This window comes from Serratia sp. (in: enterobacteria), from assembly GCF_051654945.1.
GTDB lineage: Bacteria > Pseudomonadota > Gammaproteobacteria > Enterobacterales > Enterobacteriaceae > Chania.
The window spans coordinates 111809-128592 of sequence record NZ_JBOFZA010000028.1; the positions used below are offsets into that span (position 1 = coordinate 111809).

Consider the following 16784-nt stretch of genomic DNA (forward strand, 5'->3'; position numbering starts at 1 on the left):
CCTGACTATATGCATAATAAAAAAGCCTGTCCTGATAAAGGACAAAAAAATAGTGCTTAATGGTTTTCTTCGTCGACGAGGCTTGATAGCTTGTTAATGCTAACCTGATGCCGGGCAAAGAAATTGAAATCGTTTCATCATTTTTAATATCAGGGTATTGCGTTGTTTTCAATCGAGCAGGAACGGGGCCTTTGCACATCAAAAGGTGACTCTTCATTTTATCATCGCGCAGAAGGCACAGGGATGAGATTTACCACCAAACTCTCTGCTCTAATCACCCTGCTCGTCGCATTGGCTATGTTCTTGATGCTGATGGGGTGTTCATACAGTTTCTTTTACGTGACACAGGAGCGCCTGGAGCGCCGTTTTGAAGCGCTGGCCACCTCCATCGATCAGGCGATGTTGCTTGAACCGCTACAGGCTCAGGATAACTGGTTACCGCTGGTGATGCGGCCGCTAGGCATCGTTGCCATTCACGTAGATACCGAAACCAGCAACCTTTTCTCCTACAGCCTGCCGACTCTCAAGACCCCCTGGGCATCATTGACCGGCTACCGACAAACTTCGTTGACCATGATGCATCACCCCGGTACCCGGGTTAATGTCACCTACCTTGATCCCTTCGCCAGTGACGTGCGTTCATTACAGTCCACGGCGGCGGTAACGGTATCGATCGTCATCATGGTGGTGATCCTGCTGTTCAGCTTACGCTGGCTTCGCGAGCAGGCTGTAGGTGAAGATCGCCTGGAGCGCCGGGCAAGGCGCATTCTCAACGGTGAGCGCGAACAGGTGCTGAAGGGCGATGTCCGTGAATGGCCCGCCAGCGTCAGCGGTGCACTAGACCGCCTGTTGGCCGATCTGGCCGAAGCGCGTGAGGAGCGCAGCAGGGTGGATACCCTGATCCGTGCCTTTGCCGCTCAGGATGCCAAAACCGGCCTCAATAACCGCCTGTTCTTTGATAACCAGCTCACCACTCAGTTGGAGGATCAAGGCTCACACGGCATCGTCATGATGGTGCGCCTGCCGGACTTCGATACCTTGCGTGACGTTCATGGTAACGCGGCGGTGCAGGAGCTGATGTATTCGCTGGTCAACCTGCTGTCCACCTTTGTCATGCGTTACCCTGCCGCCTTACTGGCCCGCTATTTCCACAGCGATTTTACCGTTCTGCTACCGCACCGCACGCTGAAAGAGGCGGACGGCATTGCGGCACAGCTGGTCAACGCGATCGATTCATTACCCTCAACGGCGCTGATCGACCGTGAGGCGTTCCTGCATATCGGCATTGTTGCCTACCGCAGCGGCCAGACCACGGAAGAAATTATCGATTACGCCGAACAGGCAACCCGCCATGCCGTGCTGCAAGGCGAAAACGGCTGGTACGTCTATGATAGCGATGTGCCGGAGAAAGGGCGCGGCAGTGTCAAATGGCGTACGCTGCTTGAGCAGGTGCTGGCGCGGGGTGGCCCTCGCCTGTACCAAAAACCGGCGGTGACGGTAGAGGGAGATGTGCATCACCGCGAAATCATGAGCCGGATTTATGACGGCGCGCAGGAACTGCTGCCTGCCGAGTATATGCCACTGATCAATCAGCTTGGGTTGGCGGAAAGTTATGACCGCCAGCAGATGAATCGGATTATTCCTTTATTGGCGCTGTGGCCGGAAGAGACGCTGGCGTTTCCGCTATGCGTTGATTCATTATTGCAGCGCAGTTTCCAACGTTGGCTGCGCGATACCCTGTTACAGTGTGAAAAAAGTCACCGTCGGCGAATTCTGATTGAACTTGCAGAGGCAGATGTGTGTCAACATATCGACCGTTTGCGTCCGGTGCTGCGATTGCTGACCGGAGTAGGCTGTCGTCTGGCGGTTTCTCAGGCCGGATTGACCGTGGTCAGTACCTCTTATATCAAGTCGTTACCGGTGGAGATCGTCAAGCTTCACCCAGGCCTGGTGCGGAGTATTGACCGGCGGGATGAGAATCAGCTGTTCGTTCAGAGCCTGACCGGTGCCTGTGAAGGCACTCATGCGAAGGTTTTTGCCGCCAGCGTGCGTACGCGCAACGAATGGCAGACGCTGAAAGAGCGCGGGATCCTCGGTGGGCAGGGTGACTTTTTTGCCTCGCCAGAGCCGATCGACATGGGTCGCAAAAAATATTCGCGTCGATATCGTGTTTAACCTGATGACCGGGCAAAAATTAACGTAGAATGGCCCGTCTTTTCCTGTGGGCGTCAGTAGGTGCTTACCACCGGTGACAATCAGGAAAAATGTTAGATTTTATGAGCTGTGTTACGCCGTATGGTACGTTGATTTGGTGGCTAGCTGAGCCTTTGTTGAGGGATATCAGGCCCCATTCGCCTTCCGTGCATTCGGTCACAAACAACGCAGACTATTTTTCACCGAAGTAGGACGTTTTTGCGCCTTGTCGCTGCTTCGTGTGGTTGGTAAAGTAGGCGGATTTTATTTTTCGCCCCCAGCTTGCAGGATTATCCTTTCGTTATGTTTAAGAAATTTCGTGGCATGTTTTCTAATGACTTGTCCATCGACTTGGGTACCGCCAATACCCTGATTTATGTTAAAGGACAAGGCATTGTACTGAATGAACCGTCGGTGGTTGCCATTCGCCAGGATCGTGCCGGTTCACCTAAGAGCGTTGCGGCCGTGGGCCATGACGCCAAACAGATGCTGGGGCGTACGCCTGGCAATATCGCGGCTATTCGTCCAATGAAAGACGGCGTGATCGCCGACTTCTTTGTCACCGAAAAGATGCTGCAGCATTTCATCAAGCAGGTTCACAGCAACAGCTTTATGCGCCCAAGCCCGCGCGTACTGGTTTGCGTCCCTGTTGGTGCTACCCAGGTTGAACGCCGTGCGATCCGTGAGTCCGCTCAGGGTGCTGGTGCGCGTGAAGTCTTCCTGATTGAAGAGCCTATGGCGGCGGCGATCGGTGCGGGTCTGCCTGTATCGGAAGCGACCGGCTCCATGGTGGTTGATATCGGTGGTGGTACCACTGAAGTGGCGGTGATCTCGCTCAACGGCGTGGTGTACTCCTCTTCCGTGCGCATCGGCGGCGACCGTTTTGACGAAGCCATCATTAATTATGTGCGTCGTAACTACGGTTCACTGATCGGTGAAGCGACCGCAGAACGTATCAAGCACGGCATCGGCTCGGCTTACCCGGATGACGAAGTGCGTGAAATTGAAGTGCGTGGCCGTAACCTGGCTGAAGGCGTGCCGCGTGGTTTCACCATGAACTCCAATGAAATTCTCGAAGCTTTGCAAGAACCTCTGACCGGTATCGTCAGCGCGGTGATGGTTGCGCTGGAACAGTGCCCGCCGGAACTGGCTTCCGACATCTCCGAACGCGGCATGGTACTGACCGGTGGTGGCGCATTGCTGCGTAACCTCGATCGCCTGCTGATGGAAGAGACCGGTATCCCGGTCGTGGTGGCAGAAGATCCGCTTACCTGCGTGGCTCGCGGTGGTGGCAAGGCGTTGGAAATGATCGACATGCATGGCGGCGATTTGTTCAGCGAAGAATAGTGAGCAGCCCCAGAACGGTGGGATCGTAGCGGATGACGGCATTAGCCTGCCATCTGGTGCGTTCCCCTTTCTGTTGTCGAGGAACGTGCATAATTTATGAAGCCGATTTTTAGCAGGGGGCCTTCCCTGCAACTACGACTTTTCCTGGCAGTGATCGTGGCCATTGTGCTGATCGTTGCCGACAGCCGGCTCGGTACGTTCGTTAAAATACGAAACTACATGGATACCGCCGTCAGCCCTTTTTACTTTCTGGCTAACGGGCCGCGCAAAGTTTTGGACAGCGTTTCGGAAACGCTGGCTACCCGCCAACAGTTGGAGCTGGAAAATCGAGCTCTGCGGCAGGAACTGTTACTCAAAAACAGCGATATTCTTCTTCTTGGCCAATTCAAACAGGAAAATGCCCGTTTGCGTGAGCTGCTAGGCTCGCCGTTGCGCCAGGACGAACACAAGATGGTCACTCAGGTGATCTCGACCGGTTCAGATCCGTATAGCGATCAGGTAGTGATTGATAAAGGGTCGGACAACGGGGTATATGAAGGCCAGCCGGTGATCAGTGATAAAGGCGTGGTCGGGCAGGTGGTGGCGGTGGCTAAAATGACCAGCCGCGTACTGCTGATCTGTGATGCTTCTCATGCGCTGCCGATCCAGGTATTGCGCAATGATATTCGGGTGATTGCCGCAGGCAGTGGCTGCACGGACGACCTGCAATTGGAACATCTGCCGGGTAATACCGATATTCGCGTCGGGGATGTGCTGGTCACCTCCGGTTTGGGCGGGCGCTTCCCGGAAGGCTATCCGGTCGGTGTGGTGTCCTCGGTCAAAGTGGATAACCAACGTGCCTATACGGTGATCCAGGCTCGCCCTACGGCTGGCTTGCAACGCCTGCGTTACCTGCTGTTACTGTGGGGCGCCGATCGCAACGGCACTATGCCGCTGCCGCCGGAAGAAGTTCACCGTGTCGCCAATGAACGCCTGATGCAGATGATGCCGCAGGTATTGCCACCGGCCGATGCCATGGGGCCACCGGCTCCGCTGCCAGCGCCGGCTACCGGCACCGTTCAGCCAGCGGCGGGGACAGCGCGATGAACCGCTATCGCAGCAACGGGCGCTGGATCATCTGGCTATCATTCCTGGTAGCCTTGGTGCTGCAAATTATGCCGTGGCCGGAACAAATCTATATGTTCCGGCCATCCTGGCTGCTGCTGATCCTCACTTACTGGGTGATGGCGTTGCCCCATCGGGTTAACGTCGGCACCGGGTTTATCCTGGGGCTGATCATGGATCTGATCCTGGGTTCCACGCTTGGTGTGCGTGCGCTGGCCATGGGCATCATCGCCTATCTCGTCGCGTTTAAATTCCAATTATTCCGCAATATGGCCCTGTGGCAGCAGGCGCTGATCGTCGTGCTGCTATCATTGGCTATGGACGTGGTGGTGTTCTGGGCGGAGTTTTTAGTCATTAACGTTTCTTTCCGCCCTGAAGTGTTCTGGAGTAGTGTGATCAACGGCGTGCTCTGGCCGTGGTTATTCCTGCTGATGCGTAAGATCCGCCGCCAGTTTGCCGTACAATGAGGTCATAACGATGTTTTCGCTCTATCTTGCTTCCGGTTCTCCCCGTCGTCATGAACTGCTGACTCTGCTCGGCGTACCGTTTGAAGTCATTCTGACGCATACTGAAGAGCAGCGACAGGAAGGGGAAGCGGCGGAGAATTATGTTCGTCGGCTGGCGCAGGATAAAGCCAGAGCGGGCGTGCAACTGGCGCAAAAAGACTGGCCCGTGCTGGGCGCAGATACTATCGTAGTGCTGAACGGTCAGGTGTTGGAAAAACCACAGGATGAAGAGCATGCGGCGCAGATGCTGGCAGCCTTGTCCGGGAAACAGCATCAGGTGATGACCGCCGTGGCGATCGCCGATAAACAGGGCGTGTTATGCCAGTTGGTTGTCACCGACGTGACGTTCCGCAATCTGTCAGCGCAGGATATCTGCGACTATATCGCCACGGGCGAGCCGATGGATAAAGCGGGCGCCTACGGAATTCAAGGCAAGGGTGGTTGTTTCGTCAGAACGATAACCGGAAGTTATCACGCGGTGATGGGGTTGCCGCTGGTCGAAACACATGAGCTGCTCAGTCATTTTGTCGCATTACGAGAGGTTAGAACCGGTTGAGGTCGCCATTAGATTTCCTGTCGTGAGTACAGGAAGGATAAGGGGCAGGCGCTATACCGGCTCTGAGGAGAAAGTATGACAGCTGAGCTACTGGTAAATATCACGCCGTCTGAAACGCGGGTTGCCTATATTGACGGCGGCATTCTGCAAGAGATCCATATCGAACGCGAAGCCAAGCGTGGCATCGTGGGCAATATCTACAAAGGGCGTGTCAGCCGCGTGTTACCCGGCATGCAGGCGGCCTTTGTCGATATTGGCCTGGATAAAGCGGCCTTCCTGCACGCCTCCGATATCATGCCGCACACCGAATGTGTTGCCGGCGATGAACAAAAGAATTTTTCCGTGCGCGATATCGCCGAGCTGGTACGCCAGGGGCAGGACCTGATGGTTCAGGTGGTGAAAGATCCGCTTGGCACCAAGGGCGCACGCCTCACCACCGATATTACGTTGCCTTCGCGCTACCTGGTGTTTATGCCGGGCGCTTCGCACGTGGGGGTTTCCCAACGTATTGAAAGTGAAGCCGAACGCGAGCGTCTCAAACGCGCCGTGGCGGCCTATTGCGACGATCTGGGAGGCTTTATCATCCGTACCGCGGCGGAAGGGATCGGCGAAGAAGAGCTGGCACAGGATGCCGCCTTCCTCAAACGTTTGTGGACCAAGGTCATGGAGCGCAAAAAGCGTAACCAGACCAAGTACAAGCTGTATGGCGAGCTGGCGTTGGCGCACCGTATTCTGCGTGACTTTGCCGGTGCGGCGCTGGATCGTATCCGCGTCGACTCGCGCCTGACGCACGACCAGCTGGTGGAGTTTACCGGCGAATATATCCCGGATATCACCAATAAGCTGGAACTGTATACCGGCAGCCAGCCGATCTTCGATCTGTATGACGTCGAGAACGAGATCCAGCGTGCGCTGGAGCGCAAGGTGGAGCTGAAATCCGGCGGCTACCTGATCATCGATCAAACCGAAGCCATGACCACCGTGGATATCAACACCGGTGCCTTCGTCGGCCACCGCAATCTTGATGAAACCATCTTCAATACCAATATCGAAGCGACGCAGGCCATCGCCCGCCAGCTGCGGCTGCGCAACCTGGGCGGCATCATCATCATTGATTTCATCGATATGAACAATGACGAGCACCGTCGCCGGGTATTGCACTCGTTGGAGCTGGCGCTGAGTAAAGATCGGGTAAAAACCACAATCAACGGTTTCTCTCAACTAGGATTAGTGGAGATGACGCGTAAACGCACGCGTGAGAGCATTGAGCATGTGCTGTGTAACGACTGCCCAACCTGTCAGGGCCGCGGGACGGTGAAAACGGTGGAAACGGTCTGCTATGAGATTATGCGTGAGATCGTGCGCGTACATCATGCTTACGATTCTGACCGCTTCCTGGTCTATGCTTCTGCTGCCGTGGGTGAGGCGCTGAAGGGTGAAGAGTCACACGCGCTGGCAGAAGTGGAGATCTTCGTTGGCAAACAGGTCAAGGTGCAGATCGAACCTTTATACAGCCAGGAACAGTTTGACGTGGTGATGATGTAATCCTGAGGAGTACCAGCGTTAGGCTATATTTTTGGATATTAAGGAGAAATGCGTGAGGCGACTGCCCAGGATCCTGTTAGCCACAGGCGCCATTTTAATCGTTGTTGTGGCGTTGCTGATCAGCGGGTTGCGTCTGGTACTGCCTGAGCTTAACCACTATCGTCCACTGTTGCTGGAGAAGGTACAGGCGATCGCCGGGGTACCCGTCGAGGCCGATTTTATCCAGGGCAGTTGGGAAACCTTTGGCCCGACGCTGGAAGCCCGCAACATCCATGTGGCCCTGCCAAACAGTACTATCCAGATCGAGCGGGTCACGCTGGCGCTGGATGTGTGGCAATCCCTGCTGCATTGGCGCTGGCAGTTTCGCGATCTCACCTTCTATCAATTGCAGTTCGATCTTGACGCGACGCTCGGTGGTGAAGGTAGTAATGGCAATGGCCTTACCCCAAACAGCGTCAGCGATCTGTTCTTATATCAGTTGGATCACTTTGATCTGCGTAACAGCCGTCTCTCTTTCCTGACCCCTTCAGGCTCACGCGCTGAATTCCATATCCCGCAAATGACCTGGCTCAATAGCCATAACCGCCATCGTGCGGAAGGCCAGATCAGCCTGACCAGTCTGAACGGCCAGCATGGTGCGCTACAGTTACGCCTGGATCTGCGGGATGAGCAGGGGTTACTGAATACCGGCACCATCTATATGCAGGCCGATGAGATCGACATGAAGCCCTGGTTCAGCCGCTGGCTGCAAACCAACACCGGCCTGGAAAGCGCCGACTTCAGTCTGGCGGCCTGGCTCAATATCAAGAACGGCGCCATCTATAGCGGTAATGCCCTGATCAATAAAGGCACCGCCAGTTGGTCGGTGGGCAACGATCAGCATCGGTTGGACGTGGATAACCTGGCGATGGCGCTAAGCCGCGAGGGAAACGGCTGGCAGGTGCATGTACCTGCACTGAACCTGAAAACCGATGGCCAGGCTTGGGCTCCGGGGACACTGACCGGCCTATGGTTGCCGGAAAATAACCAATTTATCGGGCCAAACCACAGCGAAGAGCTACGTATTCGTGCCACCGGCATTCAGTTGGAACGGTTGGGAGCGTTGCTGCCCACCTTCTCGTTCCTCAGCCCCGAAGTGCTGGAGCATTGGAAAGACTTGCAGCCGCGCGGCGATCTCAGGGCGCTGGCGTTGGATATCCCACTGAAGCAGCCGGAAAAGACCCGTTTTCAGGCGTGGTGGCAGGATCTGAGTTGGCAACACTGGAAAATGTTGCCGGGCGTCGATCACTTTTCCGGCGCGTTAACCGGTGGGGTGGAAAATGGCCGCCTGACGCTGGGGCTGAACAACAGCACGCTGCCTTATGGCGATATGTTCCGGGCACCGTTGGAAATCAGCCGCGCCAGCGGGGCATTAACCTGGCAAAACAACGATCAAGGCTGGCAATTGGCAAGTAAGGGTCTGGATGTCCAGGCCAAATCCCTGTGGGTTAACGGTGATTTCCGCTATCAGCAACCGGCCAAGGGCGAACCTTGGCTGGATATTCTGGCCGGTATTCGTCTGTACGATGGCGCTGATGCCTGGCGTTACTTCCCAGAGCCGCTGATGGGTAAGCATTTGGTGGATTATCTCAGCGGGGCGATCCAGGGCGGGCAGGTTGATAATGCTTCCCTGATCTATGCCGGCGATCCGCAACACTTCCCGTACGAGAAGAACGAAGGGCAGTTTCAGGTGTTTGTCCCATTACGCCACGCTACCTTCCAGTTCCAGCCGGAATGGCCAGCGCTGAACGATCTGGCGATTGACCTCGATTTCGCCAATAGCGGCCTGTGGATGAATGCGCCACAAACCCGGTTGGGCAATGCGGTGGGCAGGAACATTACCGCCGTCATTCCAGACTATCGCAAAGAACGCCTGCTGATTGATTCACAGGTATCGGGCGACGGGCAAGCTATTCATGACTATTTCATGCAGACCCCACTCGATGATTCGGTTGGGGCGGCGCTGGATGAGTTGCAGGTCGGTGGCAATGTAAGTGGGCGCTTACACCTAAATATCCCGTTGGATGGCGAACTGGTTAACGCCAGCGGTGAGGTTACGCTGAACAACAACTCGCTGCTGATCAAACCGCTGGAAAGCCAGTTGGAGAGAGTCAGCGGCAAATTCCGTTTCAACAACGGCAACCTGCAAAGTGACACCCTGACGGCTAACTGGTTTGGACAGCCGCTGGCGGTCAACTTCGATACGCTGGAAGGCAAACAGGATTATAAGGTTAACGTTGGGCTGAAAGGTGATTGGCAACCGGCGAAGGTGGAAGGCTTGCCGCCAGAGTTTGCCAAAATGCTGGCAGGCAGCGCCGCCTGGCTGGGTAAGGTGGCGATCAACCTACCGCATAAAGGCGAGCCGAGTTATGAAATAGGTGTCAATGCGGACCTGAAAAAAGTGAGCAGTCACTTACCTTCTCCCCTCACTAAATCCGCGGGGGAAGCGCTGCCGGTCAGCGTAAAAGTGCACGGTGGCCTGCATGGATTTATGCTCAATGGCAGTGCGGGCAAGCAGAACCACTTCAACAGCGAATGGCTGCTGGCCAAACAGCAGGTGATACTGGCACGTGCCGCCTGGAAGACGGGTGGCTCCGCTACTCCGCCGTTACCCAAAGATAAATCCCTGCTGCTCAATCTGCCCGCGCTGGATGGTGAACAATGGCTGGGGCTATTGGCTCCGGCGATGAAGCAGAGCAGCGGCGCAGGCAAGGTGGGCAATTTCGTCTTCCCAACCAGCGTCACGCTAGAAACCCCACAGTTAACGCTGGGCGGACAGGCGTGGCATAACCTACAGCTTGCAGTAGAGCAGCAACTGGCTGGCACCAAGGTGATCGCCAAGGGCAAAGAGATCGATGGCAGCCTGACTATGCCGGATAACGGCATGTGGCGCGCCGATCTCGGCTATCTTTATTACAACCCGCAGTTTGCCAAAGGCGATGGCAGCGGTGAAAGCACTAACCCGCTGGATGCGGCTGAGCGTATTTCCTTCCGGGACTGGCCTTCACTGATGTTGCGCTGTAAATCCTGTTGGATGATGGGGCAGAACCTTGGCACGGTAGAGGCCGATATTAAGCACGACGGTGATTCGCTGGTGCTTAGCCACGGTCTGGTGGATACCGGCTATGGCCGTATGAGCGCGACTGGCCTGTGGAAACAGAACGCTCAGGAAGAGCGCAGTGCGTTAAAGGGCAAACTGCTGGGCAGCAAAATCGATCGCACTGCCAGCTTCTTTGGCGTGATCATCCCGTTAAAAGACTCACCTTTCGATATCGATTTTGATCTGCACTGGCATGGGCAACCGTGGACACCGCAGATCAACACGCTGAACGGCACCATGAAGGTCGATCTTGGCAAAGGCGAGATCGACAACGTTGGCGGTGGCCGGGCCGGGCAACTGTTACGGCTGGTCAGCTTTGATGCCTTGCTGCGTAAATTGCAGTTCGATTTCCGCGATACCTTCGGTAATGGATTTTACTTTGACTCCATACGCGGCACTATCTGGGCGAAAGATGGCATAATGCATACAGATAACTTATTGGTGGACGGGCTGGCGGCGGATATCGCCATGAGCGGCCAGATCGACCTGGTAAAACGCCAGATTGATATGCAGGCCGTGATCGCGCCAGAGATTTCGGCGACGGTAGGTGTGGCGACCGCGTTTGTGATTAACCCGATTGTGGGGGCCGCGGTGTTTGCAGCTTCCAAGGCACTGGCTCCGTTGTGGAACAAGATCTCGCTGATCCGCTACAACATTACCGGCAGCCTGGACCACCCGAGTATTAATGAGGTATTGCGTAAGCCAAAAGAGGATAAGTCACCATGAAAAATGCTAACGTTGCGTTATTACAGCTGTGTAGCGGTGAGCAGGTACGGGACAACCTGGCCCAGATTGAGCAGCAGATCAAGCAGCTCAATCCCGGGATAAAGCTGGTGATGACTCCGGAAAACGCCTTACTGTTTGCCAACTCGGCCGCCTACCGCGAACATGCGGAATCAGAAGGCAATGGCCCATTGCAGCAGGCGGTGCGTGAGATGGCTCGCCGTTATGGCGTATGGTTGCTGGTTGGCTCGATGCCCTTGATCAGCCGCGAAGATCCAACACGTATCACCACCAGCAGCCTGCTGTTTGACGATCAGGGCGAAATCCGTGGCCGTTACGACAAACTGCACATGTTCGACGTGGATATCAATGATATGCACGCCCATTACCGCGAGTCGGATACCTATCAGCATGGCCAGCAACTCACGGTGGTCGATACGCCGGTGGGCCGCCTGGGGATGACGATTTGTTACGACCTGCGCTTCCCTGGTCTGTTTCAGGCGTTGCGTGCGCAAGGTGCGGAACTGATCTCGGTACCCGCCGCCTTTACCCGCGTGACCGGTGAAGCCCACTGGGAGATTTTGCTGCGCGCCCGCGCGATAGAGAACCAGTGTGTGATCCTGGCTCCCGCGCAGGTTGGCCGCCACGGAGCCACCCGCCGTACCTGGGGGCATTCCATGGTGGTAGACAGTTGGGGCAATGTGCTGGCAGAAAACCCCGATGCGGTCTCCGCGCTGAAAGTGCGCGTGGATACCGGCAAGCTGCATACCGTACGCAAGCAGATGCCGGTGATGCAGCACAACCGATTCCAGCCGACGCTGATTGCGCCGGTTGAAAACTCCGCCAATAAAGAGTGAAAAAATTATGAGCCTGTCGTTTGTCAGTGAGCAGTTACTCGCTGTGAATAAGCTGAGTCATCAAGACCTGTTCTCCGTATTGGGTCAACTGGCCGAACGCCGCCTCGATTACGCCGACCTCTATTTTCAGTCCAGCTACCACGAAGCCTGGGTGCTTGAAGACGGCATCATCAAGGATGGCTCGTACAATATCGATCAGGGCGTTGGCGTGCGTGCGGTCAGCGGTGAAAAGACCGGCTTTGCCTATGCGGACCAAATCACCCTGAACGCCCTGAACCAAAGTGCCCAGGCCGCTCGCAACATTGTGCGTGACAGCGGCAATGGCAAAGTCCATACGCTGGGTGAGATCGGCTATCAGGCGCTGTATCCGCTGCTCGATCCGCTGCAAAGCCTGCCGCGGGAAGAGAAGATTGCGCTGTTGCACCGGGTAGACAAGATTGCACGTGCCGAAGACAAGCGCGTACAGGAAGTCACCGCCAGCATCACCGGCGTGTACGAGCAGATACTGGTCGCGGCAACGGATGGCACTCTGGCGGCAGACGTTCGCCCGCTGGTGCGTTTCTCCGTCAGCGTGCTGGTGGAAGAAGATGGCAAACGTGAGCGCGGAGCCAGCGGTGGCGGTGGCCGTTGCGGCTATGACTACTTCCTGGAAATCGTGGACGGCGAAGTGCGTGCCGATGCTTTTGCCAAGGAAGCGGTGCGTATGGCGCTGGTTAACCTCTCTGCCGTAGCAGCCCCAGCCGGAACCATGCCTGTGGTTCTTGGCGCGGGTTGGCCGGGTGTGTTGCTGCATGAAGCGGTCGGCCACGGTTTAGAAGGTGACTTCAACCGCCGTGGCACTTCGGTGTTCAGCGGCCAGATGGGCAAGCTGGTGGCTTCCGAGCTGTGCACCGTAGTGGATGACGGCACCATTCAAGGTCGCCGTGGTTCACTGGCTATCGATGACGAAGGCGTACCAGGCCAGTACAACGTGCTGATCGAGAACGGCATTCTGAAAGGTTACATGCAGGATAAACTCAACGCACGGCTGATGGGCGTTGCGCCTACCGGTAACGGCCGCCGCGAGTCTTATGCGCACCTGCCGATGCCGCGTATGACCAACACCTACATGCTGGCGGGCAAGTCGACGCCAGAAGATATTATCGCCAGCGTGGAGTATGGCCTGTATGCGCCGAACTTTGGCGGTGGTCAGGTTGATATCACCTCCGGGAAGTTTGTGTTCTCCACTTCCGAGGCCTATCTGATCGAAAATGGCCGCGTCACCAAACCGGTGAAGGGCGCTACGCTGATTGGTTCAGGTATTGAGGCGATGCAGCAGATCTCGATGGTCGGTAACGATCTGGTGCTGGATAAGGGCGTGGGCGTTTGCGGTAAGGAAGGGCAGAGTCTGCCGGTGGGCGTTGGCCAACCGACGTTGAAACTGGACTCGCTTACCGTGGGCGGCACGGCTTAAAGACTTAATCTATCCGACCCTGACGCTCATTGGTCAGGGTCAACATTGGGATCATCAAGCTGGCCTCGCGGCAAGCAGGTTAATATTCTTGGTTTTCGCCTGCCGCAGGGGGTTGCTGTATTCCCTGATGATAGTAAAGCGAAATCATCAATTGGCTGAGATCCTTAAAATTGAACGGATCTAACGAGGTCGCTTCCTTGATCTGGTTAAGCCGGTAGGTAAGTGTGTTGCGATGCACCCCAAGCTCCCGCGCAGCGTTAGCCAGCTCGGCATTGTGTGCGATATAGGTACTCAAGGTGTTGAGCAACATTTGGCCAGTGCTCAGCATCAGTAATTTATCGATCCTCTGTTTGAAATACAGGGTAAATGAGCTGCTTCTGGCTTCATGCAACAGCCCGCTGAATGCAAATTGCTGGCCGTTAATCACCCGTGGTTGCGTTAAAGACTCCCGGCCATGTTGTATCATCTCTTTGATCATAAATACCGATTGGCGGAAAATCGCGGCAGATCCAGACTCCACGCCTATGCCGATGGTGTAATGACTCAGCTGCGTTTCCATAAATTGATTAATATCTTTAACCGTTGTTTCGGTCCGTTCGATCTCGGTAATAATTAACAGAATCTCATCATTGCTGAGTAATATTACCCGTTGGGATTTTAAAATATGTGAGAGTTTATTCAGGATATGATCGATGGTTTGTCCTAATAAATGCCCCCCGGTTTCAATATTAATCAATACCGGCAACAGGGGGTGTGACAGGTCGATCTCTTGCTGTACCAATTGGTGAAGTATTTCTTTACCCTTCTCGGTATCGCCAACTTCCAGATACTGTTTTAGTAACAGATCTCGGATACGGTATTGCCAGTTCATTTCCCGGATAGCTAAAGACTGCTTAATCAATAACTCTGCTGCCAGAATGGCCAGCTCGGCGTAGCGTGCAATCGCGGCGGGATTACCACTGATGCCTATCACCATAACTACCTGATCGTCCACGATAATTGGATGATTAATGCCGGGTTGAACATTTTTATACTGGGCAGCCTGCTGAGCATTTTCTATTGTCATCCGCTGGCGGTTCTTTATCACCTCAAATGCCACCTCATGCCGTTCACCGACCCGATGAGGTTCGCCGGAAGCAATAATTACCCCCTGATGGTCAATAACATTAACGTTATAGTGGATAATACTCATCGCTCGTTTCACAATGGTATTCGCCAGCTCTAAGGTGATCAGCATACTCATACCTTTATGATATAAACCTCTATTATAGTGAGGGCGATTAAATATGATAGCGGATGTTGCTTGCCAATTTCACGTTAACCTGATGGGCCAATAAAGCAGAGCTGCTTATTAAAGCTAAAACAGTTGATATCACTCAATATATAAGCCTCTTGCCCCTCTCCCTGATAGAGGGGCAAGTAGTCAGGTTACCTTTCCCGTTCAAACAGCATAGAAATCCCTTGCCCACCACCGATACACATAGTGGCTAAACCGGTATTGACGCCACGGCGCTCCATCTCATACATCAGTTTTACCGCGATGATGGCCCCACTGGCGCCAACCGGATGCCCCAGCGCTATTGCCCCTCCATTGACGTTCACCTTGGCCGGATCAAGCTCCAGATCGTTAATCACCGCCAATGATTGGGCGGCAAAGGCCTCATTAAGCTCGATAAGATCGATGTCATGCACTGACATGTTCAGTTTTTGCATGAGCTTACGAGTCGCCGGAGCTGGGCCGAAGCCCATGATTTCTGCCTCGCAACCCGCCACCGCCCAGCCCCGGATCACCATCCTGATAGGTAAATCCAGCTTTTCAGCGTTGGTTCGCGTGGTGATGACCAGCGCGGCGGCCCCATCATTGATACCGGATGACGTCGCCGCCGTGACGGTGCCGTCCTTTTTAAACGCCGGTTTCAACTGCGCATATTTCTCTTTCGGTGTATCTCTTGGGTGTTCATCAATGGCAAACAGGCGGCTGTTCTTGCCTTCACGAACCTCCAGCGGCAGGATTTGCGAGGTAAAATGCCCCTCTTTGATGGCTGCCAAGGCCTTTTGCTGGCTGCCCCAGGCAAACTCGTCCATCGCCTCACGGCTGATGTTAAAACGCTCCGCAACGAACTCGGCAGTCATACCGTTGTGATAAGGGCCTTCCGGCCAGGTTAAAATGGAGACGATGCCGTCTTCCAGCTCTCCGTGGCCAAGGCGATAACCATAGCGAGCCTTGCGAATATAGTGGGGCAGTTGGGTCATATTCTCCGTCCCACAGGCGACGGTGATCTCGGCATTACCGGTTTGCAGTTCCAGCATGCAATCGACAATCGCTTGCAGACCCGAGCCGCATTGACGGTTCACCGAATAGGATGTCGTTTCGTTCGGTAACCCGGCGCGCAGTTGGCAAATGCGGGCGATAAAACCGCTCTCCGCGATTTGCCCTACGTTGCCTACCACCACCTCATCAATCTGTGCAGGTTGCAGCCCAGCACGGGCCACCGCTTCACGGATCACCGCAGCGCCCAAATCATGTTGATGTGTATCTTTAAAACTACCGCCCATGGTTCCAATCGCCGTGCGTACACCGCTGACGACCACAATGTCATTTGCATTTTTCATTCGGTTCTCCTTACAGCACCATGCCGCCGCCAACGTTGATCACTTCGCCATTGATATAGCGTGCCTCGTCGGAGGCCAGGAAGGCGACGCAGTGGCCGACATCAACCGGATCGCCAGCGAAGCCAGCGGGAATTTTGCCGATCATGATGTCCCATACTTTTTCCGGTACCCCGCGAGTCATATCGGTTTCGATAAATCCTGGGCAGATGGCGTTAACGGTCACTCCTTTTTTTGCCAGCTCGCGGCAGGCCGTTTTGGTCAGGCCGATCACCCCGGCTTTTGAAGCGGCATAGTTGGCTTGCCCTACATTGCCCAACCAACTGGCCGATGAGATATTGATGATCCGCCCGCTGGCACGCTCACGCATCCGCACGGCGGCTTCCTGCATGCAATGGAAAGTTCCTTTCAGGTTGATATCCATTACCAGATCCCAGTTCTCTTCGGTTAGTTTGTGCAACATGGCATCACGGTTAATTCCTGCATTATTGACCAGAATATCTACCGGCCCCAGTTGCTGCTCGGTCGCGATAAATAACCGGTTTACCTCTTCGCGGTTGGCGATATTACAGGGGATGAAAATGGCTTTATGGCCCGCGTTCACCAGTTCGGTGGCGGTTTTATTGCCACCTTCCTGATCGACATCGCAAATCACTATGGCGGCCCCTTTTTCAGCTAATACCTGGGCAATGCCTCGCCCAAGGCCACGGCTGGCCCCGGTGACGATAGCCACTTTATTCGTTAAAGACAT

Annotated in this window: 12 protein-coding genes; 9 read left to right on the forward strand and 3 right to left on the reverse strand. The window is 55.0% G+C overall.

The window, feature by feature from the left end:
* Positions 1-243 precede the first annotated feature (243 nt).
* The 9 genes from csrD (at position 244) to tldD (ending at position 13423) form a co-directional block, all read left to right on the forward strand.
* Positions 244-2175: an RNase E specificity factor CsrD gene (gene csrD, locus ACRDCA_RS02870; RefSeq protein WP_438688225.1), complete on the forward strand. Its 1932-nt coding sequence runs from the start codon at positions 244-246 to the stop codon at positions 2173-2175.
* Between the two features lie 321 nt (positions 2176-2496).
* Positions 2497-3540 (forward strand): rod shape-determining protein MreB, encoded by a 1044-nt coding sequence (mreB, locus tag ACRDCA_RS02875; protein WP_021180765.1) that lies wholly within the window; start codon positions 2497-2499, stop codon positions 3538-3540.
* 96 nt (positions 3541-3636) lie between these two features.
* Positions 3637-4626, forward strand: coding sequence for a rod shape-determining protein MreC (mreC, locus tag ACRDCA_RS02880; protein ID WP_025122727.1), 990 nt, complete (start codon positions 3637-3639; stop codon positions 4624-4626).
* A complete protein-coding gene (gene mreD / locus ACRDCA_RS02885) occupies positions 4623-5111 on the forward strand; it encodes a rod shape-determining protein MreD (RefSeq protein ID WP_025122726.1) in 489 nt (162 codons plus the stop codon). Before mreC ends, mreD begins: the two co-directional genes overlap by 4 nt.
* A 10-nt stretch (positions 5112-5121) precedes the next feature.
* Entirely contained in the window at positions 5122-5706 is a 585-nt protein-coding gene (locus tag ACRDCA_RS02890) for a Maf family protein (RefSeq protein WP_438688226.1), read from the forward strand.
* Between the two features lie 75 nt (positions 5707-5781).
* On the forward strand, positions 5782-7251 hold the full coding sequence (rng, locus tag ACRDCA_RS02895; RefSeq protein WP_438688227.1) for a ribonuclease G: 1470 nt from the start codon (positions 5782-5784) through the stop codon (positions 7249-7251).
* Positions 7252-7303: 52 nt separating this feature from the next.
* Positions 7304-11116 (forward strand): AsmA2 domain-containing protein YhdP, encoded by a 3813-nt coding sequence (gene yhdP, locus ACRDCA_RS02900; protein WP_438688228.1) that lies wholly within the window; start codon positions 7304-7306, stop codon positions 11114-11116.
* Positions 11113-11970, forward strand: a complete 858-nt coding sequence (gene nit1, locus ACRDCA_RS02905) for a deaminated glutathione amidase (protein ID WP_438688229.1) — start codon at positions 11113-11115, stop codon at positions 11968-11970. Before yhdP ends, nit1 begins: the two co-directional genes overlap by 4 nt.
* Before the next feature lie 7 nt (positions 11971-11977).
* A complete protein-coding gene (gene tldD, locus ACRDCA_RS02910; RefSeq protein WP_438688230.1) occupies positions 11978-13423 on the forward strand; it encodes a metalloprotease TldD in 1446 nt (481 codons plus the stop codon).
* Between the two features lie 79 nt (positions 13424-13502).
* On the opposite strand, the gene ACRDCA_RS02915 is transcribed toward tldD, so the two are convergent.
* The 3 genes from ACRDCA_RS02915 to fabG all read right to left on the reverse strand — a co-directional run bounded on the left by ACRDCA_RS02915 (position 13503) and on the right by fabG (position 16784).
* Positions 13503-14660 (reverse strand): CdaR family transcriptional regulator, encoded by a 1158-nt coding sequence (locus ACRDCA_RS02915; RefSeq protein ID WP_438688231.1) that lies wholly within the window; start codon positions 14658-14660, stop codon positions 13503-13505.
* Positions 14661-14851: 191 nt separating this feature from the next.
* The gene (locus ACRDCA_RS02920; RefSeq protein WP_438688232.1) at positions 14852-16036 is read right to left on the reverse strand and encodes a thiolase family protein; all 1185 of its coding nucleotides are present in this window, start codon (positions 16034-16036) and stop codon (positions 14852-14854) included.
* 10 nt (positions 16037-16046) lie between these two features.
* Positions 16047-16784: a 3-oxoacyl-ACP reductase FabG gene (gene fabG / locus ACRDCA_RS02925; protein ID WP_438688233.1), complete on the reverse strand. Its 738-nt coding sequence runs from the start codon at positions 16782-16784 to the stop codon at positions 16047-16049.

Bases quoted from the DNA above. Each gene is read 5' to 3' on its own strand.
- tldD (WP_438688230.1), top strand. From the start codon at position 11,978: ATGAGCCTGTCGTTTGTCAGTGAGCAGTTACTCGCTGTGAATAAGCTG.
- nit1 (WP_438688229.1), top strand. From the start codon at position 11,113: ATGAAAAATGCTAACGTTGCGTTATTACAGCTGTGTAGCGGTGAGCAG.
- mreD (WP_025122726.1), top strand. From the start codon at position 4,623: ATGAACCGCTATCGCAGCAACGGGCGCTGGATCATCTGGCTATCATTC.
- mreC (WP_025122727.1), top strand. From the start codon at position 3,637: ATGAAGCCGATTTTTAGCAGGGGGCCTTCCCTGCAACTACGACTTTTC.
- ACRDCA_RS02890 (WP_438688226.1), top strand. From the start codon at position 5,122: ATGTTTTCGCTCTATCTTGCTTCCGGTTCTCCCCGTCGTCATGAACTG.
- rng (WP_438688227.1), top strand. From the start codon at position 5,782: ATGACAGCTGAGCTACTGGTAAATATCACGCCGTCTGAAACGCGGGTT.
- ACRDCA_RS02915 (WP_438688231.1), bottom strand. From the start codon at position 14,660: ATGCTGATCACCTTAGAGCTGGCGAATACCATTGTGAAACGAGCGATG.
- fabG (WP_438688233.1), bottom strand. From the start codon at position 16,784: ATGTCTTTAACGAATAAAGTGGCTATCGTCACCGGGGCCAGCCGTGGC.
- mreB (WP_021180765.1), top strand. From the start codon at position 2,497: ATGTTTAAGAAATTTCGTGGCATGTTTTCTAATGACTTGTCCATCGAC.
- csrD (WP_438688225.1), top strand. From the start codon at position 244: ATGAGATTTACCACCAAACTCTCTGCTCTAATCACCCTGCTCGTCGCA.
- ACRDCA_RS02920 (WP_438688232.1), bottom strand. From the start codon at position 16,036: ATGAAAAATGCAAATGACATTGTGGTCGTCAGCGGTGTACGCACGGCG.